The organism is Cellulomonas alba (assembly GCF_030362835.1).
GTDB classification, from domain to species: Bacteria; Actinomycetota; Actinomycetes; order Actinomycetales; family Cellulomonadaceae; genus Cellulomonas; species Cellulomonas alba.
Genome location: NZ_JAUCGQ010000001.1, coordinates 390,964 through 402,540, shown reverse-complemented (window position 1 = coordinate 402,540; position 11,577 = coordinate 390,964). Strand labels below are relative to the sequence as shown.

Here is an 11,577-nt window from a genome sequence, read left to right as displayed (position 1 = left end):
GGTGGGTCGACCGCAACCGGACCGCTGGGGCGCGTCAGATCCCGAACCAGCCACCGCGGCGCGGCCCGCTCTCCGTGGCGCGTCCACCTTGCAGCGCTACTCGCTGACGAACGGGTCGTTCCACCGCTCGCCGAAGAGGTCGCGATCGAGCGCACCGTACGACCGGCCGGTCCAGATCGCCCGGACATCATCGCCGGTGCGCCAGCTGTCCGTCGTGCACGGCGTGATCTCCGCAACCCGCCGGCCGTCCATCGTCAGGACGAAGCGCTCTCCAGCCGCAGCTCGGCGGATCACTTCGTCGGCCCGTTCGCGCAACTCGTCAGCGGCGATGATGCTCTCCATCCACACGACGCTACGCCGGCCACGCATGGACATGGCCAGTCCCGCGGAGTGACGCGCACGGTCCGCAGGTGCGGCCCATTCGGCGAGGTAGGAAAGGTCGATCGCTTCGAGCAGAGCGCGAAGGTCCGGTTCGCGGGCGAGATCGATCGGCTGCAAAGCGCTCGTCCGCGGGGCGAGCGAGAGGACGACGTCCCGACCGGCGTCCTCGATGATCTGCGCTGCGCGCGCCACGTCCCAGCGGACCTGACGCAGGAGCTCGCGGTCCAGGCGCACCGCGTGCTGTGGTCGCGGCAAATCCCCAGCGACACCTGCTGTCCGGGGCTCGCACCGCAGGCGATCACTCCTCTGGGTGACTTTTCGCGTTTCGGGCATCGTCGACGTGTCGCGACTGTAAGTTCCCGGTCAAGTCTCCCTGTGACAAGGCTTTGGAGGAGTCATGAGCCGCTCGTATGCGGCGGCCATCTCGGTGGTCGCAGTGGTCGCCGGGGGCCTGGTGGCGGCGCCCGCCGTCGCCGCGCCCGACACGCCGGGGCCTGAGACGCTGGCAAAGGTCGCCGCGGGCAGCGTGACGCACGGTGCAGCCCTGAGCCTCGCCGGCGCGGCTGCACCCGTCGCGTTCACCGGCGCGGTGAAGGACCCGTCCGGGCGCGCCGTTCCCGATGCGACGATCACCCTGGTCGCGTGGCCGACCGACGCCGAGCTCGCCAAGTTGCGTCCCGGCGACCCGGTGCCGATGACCCGCATCGGCATCACGTCCGCGGACGCCTCAGGAAAGTACGCGCTCTCACTGGACTCAGCGGCCGTGAAGCAGTGGCTCGCGGCCCGTCCCACGAGTGCCGAGATCAACGTCGAGCTCGCCGCGACGACAGACACGACGGCCGCTGTCGCGGCGACGACCTTGACGGTCGACGGTGTCTCCGGCAGCGCCGGGGGCGTAGCAACGTTCGCTGCCCCAGACGCGTCCGGCGCCACCGTCTCGCCGCGCCTTCCGGTCCCGGTGCAGAACTTCACTACGGCGATCGCATCGGGTACTTGGCAGCCGGCCGCACCCACCTCGGCCGGCGCCGTCGGCATCGACCTGATCACAAAGATCACCGCGAGCAGCGCCGCGGCGACGGCGAAGACGGCGTCGGTCACCTCCGACGCGACGGTGACCGCGGCGGCGGCCTCCTCAGTGTGCGGCGTGTACAAGAAGAGCTACGGCGACCAGAAGGTGACGCTCGCAGAGGTCAGCGGCACGCACAACCAGTGGGCCGCGACCTACACCTACAAGCAGTCCCAGTCCAGCACCCTTGGGATGGGGATCTCGAGCACGGGGGCATACGGCAGCTTCAGTGCCGGGGGCACGCAATCGTCCTCGGCGTCGTCTACCGCCGGGTTCCAGCCGCAATCCGGCGTGTACGGCTACCTCGCTTTCCGGACCACCTGGCAGTACGGGCAGTACTACGAGAACTTCTGCTCGCCGCGGAACGTGTACTACTACACGGCGCGGCCCGTTCAGTGGAAGGGTGCAGTTCTCAACGAGGGCGGACCTGACATCTTCAATGCGACGTACTGCTCGCCCATCAGCGCCAACAACTACGCGTTGATGACGACGAACACCGAGACGACCATGTCTGGCGGTGTCTCCATTGGGCCTGTCATCGGCATCAACTTGTCGTCGCAGACGGGCTTCAGCACGACGGGATCGCTGAAGGTCACGCTCAAGAGGAGCGGTCAGCTGTGCGGCTCCAAGAGGACTTGGAACCAGAACGACGCCGGCGCGCTGACAGTCAAGTGAGGTTGCACCGCATCTGCGCAGCAGCTGTTGCTTCGAGCGTTGTGCTGGCGGGGTGCTCGGGCGGCGGCTCTGCGTCGTCCAACGCCCTCGTCCTTGACACAGGCATTCAGCTGTACTGCGCTCAGCAGCTCTCCGGTGATGCTGTGACCTTCGCGGTGGGGTGGGTCGACAACACCTCCTCGCACGAGGTCATCGCCGACCCTGCCGCCACTCTGGTCAACCCAACACCAGGAATCACGCTCGCCGGCTACTACTTGTCTGATCCGTCCGCGGCGAGCACCACGGTCAACGGTGGCGATTTCACGATGCCAGCCAACCCACCGCTGACTGTGCCGCCGAAGTCTCAAGCTCTCATCGTCATCGGCATTGGCCTCGCTTCAGGCGTACATGTCGCCCGTGCGGACGGGATCGAGTTCCACTATCGCGAGAAGGAGGGCCGTTCGGGACTCTTCCGAACGCGCACAGTCCTGCAGACGAGCGACGGCGACTCCTGCCCGGACTGGACGCCCACACCCACCCCGGAGCGGTAGGCCGATAGGTCCGACCCATCCCCCGTAATGACGACCGGAGGTGCAGGCGGCTCACCAGTCGCCCGCACGCCGAGGTGGCCAGCGCGCCCCACCCTCCTTGGGGGCGCGGCGACGGCAGCTTCTTGAGCACGGACGGGCAGCTCACGGCTCCATCCGAGGCGACTCTCGTCTTGAGCGACATCCGAGGCCGCCACCTGTACCACCTGACCGGACCCCCGCGTGGCGTAGCAAGCCAGTGCCCGGCATTCGGCGGCCCGAGTCCGCTCGGGTCTGCTGCACGAGTAGGTGACATCTCACCTGTGGCGCTGAGTGCGCCGCTGGAAGGATGTGCACCGTACCCAGGCCGTACCGATGGAGTTCCGCCGTGACGTCGTGGCGGTTGCCCGACGTGGTGAGGCTCCGATAATGCAGATCGCGGCGGACTTCGGGATCGCCGAGTCGTGTCTGCCTGACTGGCTGCCTGATGCTGCTGTCGAGGGCGGCGATCGTCCCGGTGTGATCAGGTCGGAGTCGACCGAACTGCGCGAAGCGAACCGCCGGATCCGGCTGCTGGAGCAGGAGAGCCAGATCCTGCGCCGCGCCGCCGCCTACCGGGTCCGGGCGCATCTGCCGGGAAGAGGCTCTACCCGCTCGTGAGTGAGGTCACCGCCGACCGGATCCCCGTCGCGGTGACGTGCCGGGTCCTCAAGCTCGCCAGACAGCCCTACTACTGCTGGCTCACCGCATCCGTCGCAGGCCCGTGAGCTGGCGCGGGCGCACCTCGCGAACGTCCTGTTCGACGCCCATCGCGACGACCCGGAGTTGGGGCGCCGGCTGCGCGCCGACGAGGCCCACCGAGCCGGTCATGGGCGTGGGCGCCGCGTGAGCGCCGTGCCGCAAGACGCTGTCGGATGTACGGGGGAGGATTGAACACGTGACGCACTGGGGCCCGGACCATGCCCTGCCGGCCGCTCGCTTGGCGGCCCAGGTGCGCCGTTTCGGCAAGTCGCTCGGCGGTGCCGCCGTAGTCGATCCGCAGCGCGGCGGGCCCGGTGCCGTCGTGGTCGTTGTCGCGAGCTTCGAGTTGCGCGTCGGACGGCAGCTCGAGCTGGAGGGCCTCGACGTTGAAGAGGCCATCGAGAAGCTCACCGCCTGGACCGAGCACATCGAGTCGATGGACGCGCAGCACCGCACCCTGTACGCGCAGCTCTTCTTCGAGCACGTGCCGCTCGACCAGCTCGACGCGGTGACCCGCGATGCGCTGGCATGACGTCGAGCGAAGTAGAGGGGACGCCCGATGGCGGTGAATCCCCTCGAGAAGCCGGCGCTCGAGCTCGCGGGGCGAATGACGCCTGATGCGGTCGAGAAGACTCGCATATCGCAGCTCCTCGACCTGAGTGAGCTTGTGGGCGTAGTGGTGGTGACCGGGCCTGGGGGCAGGCCGGCTCTGCACGACTACTCCATTGTGCAACTGGGGCTGGGCGTCCATGCGGTGCGCTTCACGATCCCCGCTACGAACGCATGCGAGAGCCTGGTGTGGGCCTCCACGATGTGCGCTCACCTCAAGCCGATGACACCCGAGAAGCGCGCGCTGTGGGCTTCGCTCTTCCGCGCCGGCACACCGCTGGAACAGATCGACGACGCCGTCGCGGACGCGCTCAGCTGACTTGGGCGGTCATGGCCGCGAGCCGGTACGGCGCGCTCCGGCCGCGGGACTTGCGGACGGTGACGCCGCGTCAGTGCCGCGCGCGGTCGAGGCCTGGTCGTGCGTGGCCGGAAACCCGGGTCCCGCGGCCGCGCACGCGCAGCGTGCGGGTGGGGCATGTGGTGCCACCCGACGGGAGAACACGCTGGCCGCGCGACTGTTGCACCAACTCGAGACGTAACCGGTTGGCAGCCCGTGCGGAATGAACGGCGCGCGGCTGTCAGGCGCGCCGTCCCATTCCAGGTAGACCTCCGGAGACGACGGAACGGACCTGGACTCTCGGCGGCTTCTTCGCGATTGTCTTCGTCAACCGGGCGACCTCGTTCTCCAAGTCGCGGCGCAGGACACGTTCCTCCTCGGACAGCAACCCCCGGTTGCCAGACAGCGGCTTGAGTTCAGCTTTCAGCGCCTTGAGCCTTGCAGCCGTCTCCTCGGGTGTCAGACCGGTGGCGGGGTGTGCTCGCGGGAGCTTCTCGAGGATGCGCGCCGCGGAACGCGCCTGCGCGAGCTCCTACGCCTGCTCCGCCGTAAGTTTCGTGCCCGCCCGGCGCAGGCGCATCAATCGCGACTCGCTTCCTCGGGCAGCCTGCAGAGCCCGCGTTCGCTGGCGTGGAGTCATCGCCGCGAAGTCGCTGCTCCGGGGCCGGTCCTTGGCTGACACGCGGGCATCTTGCCAGAAGGTCAATATGAACCGGTCCTGGATCGATGCTGGCTCTCAGCCACGGAAGGACGAGAGCCATGGGTGCTCGGAGGAAGCATCCGGGCGAGCTTCGGGACCGTGCGAGCGCTGCGCCCGGTCGTGCTCCGGGGCGATGCGGGGCGAGTTGTCGCACCAGGTGTGCGACAACTCGCCCCGCATCGCATCGCGGACCAGTGGCCCGGCGCACGCCGCACCCGGGCGGCGGCAGTCGGGCGCGCGCCGGGCGGCCTTACCCCCTGGGGCTACCGCAGGAGGTCCGCGGTCAGCTCGCGGAGCTCGTCGATGTCGACTCCGGCGAAGAACAGGCTCCGGTACGTGGCGACGTCGTTCTGCTCAAGACCCCGCACGTAGTCGACGGTGATGGCCAGGCGGTCCGCCAAACCCTGAAGGTCGGGGGCGGTGAGCTCAAACTCCCGCACCTCGTCGTCCGGCCCGCCCGAGACGGTGACGCGTGCGCTTGCGGCCCCGTTACTGACACGCGGCAGCCGGCTCACGACCACGCTGCCACCCAGCGCGAGCCCGAGCTCACGGGACAGCCGCTTCAGTTCCTCCAGGCACTGCACTGCCGTCGGGTCCGGGGCCGGCAGGTCGAGCGACGCGATCGCGAGCCGCTGGGCTTCCTGCGGGCGGCGGTCGTACTTGGCCGTCGTCGAGACGCGGGCGTGCCCTACGATGCGTGCCACCAGCGTGATGTCGGTCGTGGGCAGCAGGTGGCTGATCAGGAATCTGCGCATGTCGTGCGGGGCCAGTCCGGTGATGCCCGCCTGCTCTCCTCGGGTGCGCACGATCTTCCACACCTGGTGGCTCGACAGCGGCCCATGCCCCACCAGGGGCCGGCCAGTGCGGGACAGCGGCACGAACAGCGGGCCAGGCTGGCCGCCGCGGATCTCGAGCCAGCGGTCGAGGTAATCAGCGGCGGCGGGGTGCAGCCACGCATCGCGGGGCGCGCCGCCCTTTGTCGTGCCGAGCCAGGCCTTGAGCTCGGGGAGGTCGAGGTCGGCAAGGTCAACGTTGACGACCTCGTTCCGCCGCGGCCCGCTACCAGCGAGGAAGGCGATCAGCGCCGCGTCCCGGACGCCGGTGGCGTCGTTCCCCGGCCCGGTCATGCACGCCTCGAGGACGGCACCGAGCTCGGCCGTCGTGAGGTAGGTGCCCGCGGGGCGCCGTGGCAGGCCCCCCTTCGCCTCGAACGTGATGGCGTCGCGGTACTGCTCGTAGGTCAGCAGGCCGGCGCGGTAGCAGCACTGCAGCATCACGCGCAGGGCGGAGGCGTCCCGCGTTGCGGTGGCCGCCGAGACTCCGGCGGCGACCGTCGACCACATGAGCTGGGCCAGGTCCCGGTCGACGAGGAGCTCCCAGGGGAACGATGTCTCGTCGTGCTGGCCGTCGCTGAAGCGCATCGCAAGCCGGCGCAGGGCTCCGGTCATGGCCCGGGAGCTCTCCTTGTTGTGCCGGTAGCGGCCCCGGAAGCGGCCCAGGGCGTCGGCGCGGCGGGCGACGGTCTTGGCCAGCCGGTGGGCCTCCTTCGCGGTGACCGCGTGCAGTGTCGTGGCGTTCACGCGGCGGCTCCGCCCGCGCGGCCCGGCAGCCGGACGGAGCCGACCGCGGCGCGCTGCACGTCGTCGCCGCGCCGGTCGTAGACGAGGGTCGAGTCCAGCTTGGTGTGGTTGAGCAGTTTGCTGACCAGGGCCGCGTCGTAGCGCATCAGCATGTCGGAGGCGAAGGTGCGCCGGAAGTCGTGCGTCCCGAACGGCGCGACGCCGGCCGCCGCCGCGCGGGTCCGCAGCATGTACCGGATCGACACCGGGTGCAGCGGAGCAGTGGCACTCGGCTCGTTGAGGTTGCTGAACAGCGGGCCGGGTCGCTCGCCGCGGACACGGGCCCACGCCGCGAGGTAGCCGGTCGCGACGGGGTGGAGGTACACGAGGTGGTCGCGCCCGTTCTTGGTCTTGCGCAGCAGCAACGTGCCCTGCTGACGGTCCCAGTCGGCCAGCTCAAGCTTGAGCACCTCCGAGATGCGTGCCCCCGTCGAGCGCAGAACCGCGACGATGGCCGTGTTCCTGGCGCGGGCGCGCCGTGACCCGATGCTCGAGCACGCACCCATCAGGTCTGCGATCTCCTGGTCGGTGAGGGCTCGGCCGGCGCCCGTGGGGCCCGGTGCGATCGTGTACAACTCCTCGAGCAGGCGGTCGCGGCGCAGCGGGCTGATCAGGCCGGCGCTGTGGCATTGCGACACCACGCGCCGCACCAGCGAGACCTTGTCGTTGCGGGTGGTCTGCCGCGGGTAGGTGCGGTAAATGCGTCGGCGCAGCTCGGCCGCGTCGTCGACCGTCATCAGGTGCCACGGGTGGTCGAACGCCGCCGAGAGCGGCAGGGAACCGGTGGGCACTCCCAGCAGCAGCTCGAGGACGACGCGCAGCGCCATGGCGATGCCCCGGCGGTACCTCTGCTGGCTGCGGGCCACCATCCGGTGCACGGGGTGGCGACGCTCCGGGAGCGCCATCGCGGCGCCCGGGTCGGGGTCGGCCCAGTCCTGCGGTCGGCCGCCGTCGTGCTTGCGGCTCTTCTTGCGCTGCTTGCGCTGCTTCTTGGCGCGCTGCGTGCCGTCGTGCAGGAACTGCGTGAAGGCGCCAGGGCGGGCGTCCTCGGCGGGCTGGTGCCCGCCGGGCGGCGTGCCCGTGGTCGGTGTGGTGACGGCCGCGGGGGTTCCCGCGTTCGGCATGTGCATCAGGGTATGGCCCTTCCGGCCGGGCGGAGCCGGCCAGTCCTGAAGGGCACGGGAATAGCTCTTCCCGTTCCCTTCGGCCGCTCGACTTGAGCGACTGGAGGGGACCGTTCAGGGTTGCCGCGACGTCGCAACCATCTTGCTTGGCGACGTCGTCGCAGGTCAGCGAGCTGAACAATCGATCGCGCGGGCGCGGTCGAACACGATCGAAAGCGCCTCTCTGGCCGGGTGATCGCGCGGTGAGGCTGGGGCGGCTGCCGAACTACGGCGCCAGGTCGTCGTGCAAGACAACTCGTGACAGTTCGACGTAGTCGCCTCGACGCCAGTAGTGCAGTCGCCGCGCCGACGGACTGTTGCGCTGCAGGGCGACACGGAAGCAGGTCGATCCATCCTCCCGCGTGACAGGAGGCGCTCCGCCGCTCTCCGCGAGGCGAAGCTCGTGGTGGTCGAGCGCACGCAAGCGCTGCGGATCGCCGATGACGACGTCGCACACGACCTCAGCGAGCTTGCGCCACGACACCGGCCCGAGTGCTTCGAGGGACTCGTCGAACGCGGGACCGATGCTCCAGTCCCGCAACGGCCAGCGGGACTTCTCGCCCGCTGGGACCCGTGCCGCCCAGACGGCAGTCACCGAGAACCTAAGTGCGTCCTCGGTCGTCTCGAACCACGCTCGCGTGTCGACTTCGACCGGATCTTGCGCGGAGTCGTGTTCCAGGCGCTGTCGGGCGCGGTCGGCGTCCCGGTACTTCACGCGGAATGCCTTGCGCTCCGCCTCGGAGACCTCAAGCCGGCGTTCGAGGGCCCGAGAGTGCTCCCGCATCTGGCGAGCCTCGTGCTCGGCACCAGACGCGGTGGCGAGTTCCCGCTCGAGATGCTTGATCCGTGCCTGGGCGGTCTGCAGAGACAACGAGAGATCCCTGACCGCGGGTCCGACCGGCTCGTCGACTCTTGGCGTCGCTGCGACCGGGGAGGGCGTCGGTGGGGCGAAGGCCTTGCCCGCACGAAGATCCAGGGGCGTGGGGGAGCGAGGTACGGGACTCGGTGCGATCTCAGCCGTCGTGGGGACCGGGGTGCTCTCGACGGGTTGGGTGGTTGGGGAGGCCGGCTGATCCGCATCGTCAGGTGGTGGTGCGTCTTCCGCGGCCTCGAGCGGAACGATCTGCGGTACGGCAGGAATGAGCAGCCACGGTGGCCCGGCGGCGAGGATCGCTGGCGGGTCAACTGGCTGGTCGTCGTCGTCGACGTCGAGCAGGGAGAGTGCTGGTCGCTCGACTCCGACTACCCGCGCGACCACCACATCACCCGGAGCGAACAGGGCGTCGAGCCGGTCGTTGTCGTTGCCCGTCACGGCAGCCCGGTCGAGATCGCAGTCGATGCCGTAGACCGGGCGCAGCGTCAGGAGGGCCGGTTCCGCCGCGACAACCTCGGCCAGGACCACGGCACCGACCTCGTACCGGTCCGGCCACCGTGCCGGCTCCGGCGCGTCAAGTACCAACCTGCGCGTCTCGGGGTCGACGGTGCCGCTCAGTGGCTGCCCGGCGCGGACGAGCCGGTCAAGTGGGACGTCGTACCCGGTCAGCTCCTCCCACAAGCTCGCCGGTGAGCCGTCGTCGAGGCGGATGAGCGCACGAGGCCCGAGGACACCCAGGACCTCGCCCGCGGCCCTGCGCTGGGTGCTCGACGAGCGCGGCGCGTAGAGCCCGGCAGCCACGGCGGACGCCATGCCGTCGCCGATGAGTAGATCGGTCGCGGACTGTCTCTCACGCATCGAGTAGGCGAACCGCAGCGGAGCGACACTCGGTCGGACGACCCATCCGTGGTCGATCGGGTAGACCCGCGAAGCCCCGCCGTAGACCTGCGTCTGGTTGGGCATCGCGGCGGAGAACACCCAAGACACATCAGAGGTCGGCATGACGACGACCTCGACCAGTCCCTGGAGCGCGTCGGCCAACTCGTCGACGTCGACGAACGGCTCCGTCTGCCCCGACGCGATCGTCACCACGGCGACCGGCCAGCTGCGACCGGGCGTCAGCAGTCGTGTCGCCAGCGCATGCGCGTCGTCGTCCCTCGCGACGCGCGATACGCCCCGAGGGACGACCACGGGCACAAGCGGCGGCGTGGTCACGTCGGCCGACGGGAGCTCTCGGCTGCGCTTGCGCCTGACCATCGTTGCCTCCATCCCTTGGGGCGTCGTCCCATCCTGGCGTCGGCCCAGTGCGCCGGCCCTGATCCGGCCAGATTCCACCCGCATGGTGGACGGGACCGACTCGTCCCGCCCGTCTTCGACGTCATGCCGCGTGCGCGGCGTCCGTCGGCTCGCCCGGCGTCGTCGTGTCGCTCCCCGTGCCGGCGAGCGCCCCGAGCGCCTCGTCAAGCAGCCGGTGGATCGACTGGGTCACGGTCGTGCACCCCGTCTCGATCGTGGTGACCTGCCTACCGATCGAGGCGGCTGCCTTCTTGATGTCGCTGATCTTCTCGAGCTGCTCGAGTGCTGCCGTGATGCGCTCCTGAGCCGTCGCGATCTCCGCACCGACTCCACCCGACCTCAGCGATTCCGCGATCGCCACCGTGCGCAGCAGCTGGACAACCGTGCGCAGAAGCTCGGGGTTGTCGACCTCAGGGTCGAACGCGAGGACGACCCGGCGCGGACCGAGCACCCGAACGGACAGTCCGGCGTTCTGCTCCGGGGTTCTCACGATTCCCAGCGACGCGTGTGCGACGCGGTTCCGCTCCGCCTCGTCGAGGTAGTCGCCCCAGGCGGTACGCGGTGAGTCCGTCATCTCGAGCACGACCTTCGCGGTCTGACCGCCCACCGCCAGCACACCGTCCCCCTTCTTGCATCGGGGGATCGCGCCGGTGGTGGCGGTGGTGTCGGTGTACTCGTCGCCGAGACCGGCGGCGACGCCCTGGAGGATGGCGTGGAGACTGCCCTCAAACGTCTCGCCCTTGATGGGCGTCACCTGCGCGAGTCGAGTGCGGGCGTCCTGCACCTTGACCTGCGACACGAGCTCGTCCACCTTCCGCCCCAGCTCCGTGTTCTGCTCCTCGAGGCGGCGCGCGAGCTGCTGGTGCTGCTCGGTGATTCCTGCGGCGTGCCGGGCGATCGGCGACGTCGGGTCGGCGGGGTCGAGCTGCTTGGCCGCCTGCTCGAGGAGCTGGCGAGCGCCGTCGCTGACGTGCTTCTCGAGCTGGGTCCCGAACTCGTTCAGCACCGGCTGGAGGCGCTCGAGCAGCTCGGGGCTGTCTCCGCCGAACAGCCGCCGCGTCTCCTCGACGAGCTGCGCCTTGCAGGCCGTCACCGCGGTCGTGAGCTCGTCCCGAGTCGTGCGATCGGCTTCCACGATCGCCTTGCGAGCGTGGTCGGTGACCTTCGCGATGGCGTCTGTGGCGTCCCTCGTGGCGCGGGTCGTCAGCTCGGCGGCTGCCGTTGTTGCGGCGTTCGTCCGAGCGCCGACGTCAGTGACGAGGCGCTCGAGTGCCCGTGCTTCGACCGTCTGCGCGGTCGCTGTCAGCGCCCGAGCTCCGAGCGTCAGTGCCTCGGTCGCGAAGGCGGTGACGTCGGCGCCGGCCACGCTCTGGTCATCCTCGATCGGCTCGCCGCGGACGCCGGTGGTCCACCGCCGCGCCTCGCGCAGAACCGCGTCATCGGCGATCTGCAGCGTCTCGATCAGCAGCGCCCGTCCGGTCTCGTCGATCCGGGCTCCAGCATGCGTTTCGCTCATGAACTCGCTCCTCTCGGTCGAGCCGTCGGCGAGCCCCGACGGGCACGGTCAGACTGGGAAGCGCAAGGGCGCTGGATCAACGCCACAGCATGTT

General features: G+C 69.8%; 10 protein-coding genes. 5 read left to right on the top strand and 5 right to left on the bottom strand.

The annotated features are described in order from the left end of the window. Positions 1 to 96: 96 nt before the first annotated feature. Positions 97 to 615, bottom strand: a complete 519-nt coding sequence (locus QRT04_RS01855; protein ID WP_289453184.1) for a type II toxin-antitoxin system Phd/YefM family antitoxin — start codon at positions 613 to 615, stop codon at positions 97 to 99. Positions 616 to 778: 163 nt separating this feature from the next. On the opposite strand from QRT04_RS01855, the gene QRT04_RS01850 reads away from it, so the two are divergent. From QRT04_RS01850 to QRT04_RS01830, 5 genes are all read left to right on the top strand, one after another. Further along, entirely contained in the window at positions 779 to 2,122 is a 1,344-nt protein-coding gene (locus QRT04_RS01850) for a hypothetical protein (protein ID WP_289453183.1), read from the top strand. A gap of 143 nt (positions 2,123 to 2,265) precedes the next feature. Beyond that, positions 2,266 to 2,652: a hypothetical protein gene (locus QRT04_RS01845; RefSeq protein ID WP_289453181.1), complete on the top strand. Its 387-nt coding sequence runs from the start codon at positions 2,266 to 2,268 to the stop codon at positions 2,650 to 2,652. Positions 2,653 to 3,057: 405 nt separating this feature from the next. Further along, positions 3,058 to 3,288 carry a hypothetical protein gene (locus QRT04_RS01840; protein ID WP_289453180.1) on the top strand — a complete coding sequence of 77 codons (231 nt, stop codon included), beginning with the start codon at positions 3,058 to 3,060 and terminating at the stop codon, positions 3,286 to 3,288. Positions 3,289 to 3,565: 277 nt separating this feature from the next. Continuing rightward, entirely contained in the window at positions 3,566 to 3,901 is a 336-nt protein-coding gene (locus tag QRT04_RS01835; protein WP_289453179.1) for a hypothetical protein, read from the top strand. A 27-nt stretch (positions 3,902 to 3,928) separates the two neighbouring features. Then, entirely contained in the window at positions 3,929 to 4,297 is a 369-nt protein-coding gene (locus QRT04_RS01830; RefSeq protein WP_289453177.1) for a hypothetical protein, read from the top strand. A gap of 981 nt (positions 4,298 to 5,278) precedes the next feature. Here the strand turns inward: QRT04_RS01830 and QRT04_RS01825 are convergent. From QRT04_RS01825 to QRT04_RS01810, 4 genes are all read right to left on the bottom strand, one after another. Next, on the bottom strand, positions 5,279 to 6,595 hold the full coding sequence (locus tag QRT04_RS01825) for a tyrosine-type recombinase/integrase (RefSeq protein ID WP_289453176.1): 1,317 nt from the start codon (positions 6,593 to 6,595) through the stop codon (positions 5,279 to 5,281). Beyond that, positions 6,592 to 7,758, bottom strand: coding sequence for a tyrosine-type recombinase/integrase (locus QRT04_RS01820; protein ID WP_289453175.1), 1,167 nt, complete (start codon positions 7,756 to 7,758; stop codon positions 6,592 to 6,594). The genes QRT04_RS01825 and QRT04_RS01820 overlap by 4 nt, the downstream gene beginning before the upstream one ends. A gap of 265 nt (positions 7,759 to 8,023) precedes the next feature. After that, a complete protein-coding gene (locus QRT04_RS01815; RefSeq protein WP_289453174.1) occupies positions 8,024 to 9,928 on the bottom strand; it encodes a hypothetical protein in 1,905 nt (634 codons plus the stop codon). A gap of 121 nt (positions 9,929 to 10,049) precedes the next feature. After that, positions 10,050 to 11,483: a Fis family transcriptional regulator gene (locus QRT04_RS01810; RefSeq protein WP_289453173.1), complete on the bottom strand. Its 1,434-nt coding sequence runs from the start codon at positions 11,481 to 11,483 to the stop codon at positions 10,050 to 10,052. Positions 11,484 to 11,577: the final 94 nt, after the last annotated feature.

Bases quoted from the DNA above. Each gene is read 5' to 3' on its own strand.
- QRT04_RS01850 (WP_289453183.1), top strand. From the start codon at position 779: ATGAGCCGCTCGTATGCGGCGGCCATCTCGGTGGTCGCAGTGGTCGCC.
- QRT04_RS01840 (WP_289453180.1), top strand. From the start codon at position 3,058: ATGCAGATCGCGGCGGACTTCGGGATCGCCGAGTCGTGTCTGCCTGAC.
- QRT04_RS01830 (WP_289453177.1), top strand. From the start codon at position 3,929: ATGGCGGTGAATCCCCTCGAGAAGCCGGCGCTCGAGCTCGCGGGGCGA.
- QRT04_RS01820 (WP_289453175.1), bottom strand. From the start codon at position 7,758: ATGCCGAACGCGGGAACCCCCGCGGCCGTCACCACACCGACCACGGGC.
- QRT04_RS01815 (WP_289453174.1), bottom strand. From the start codon at position 9,928: ATGGTCAGGCGCAAGCGCAGCCGAGAGCTCCCGTCGGCCGACGTGACC.
- QRT04_RS01810 (WP_289453173.1), bottom strand. From the start codon at position 11,483: ATGAGCGAAACGCATGCTGGAGCCCGGATCGACGAGACCGGACGGGCG.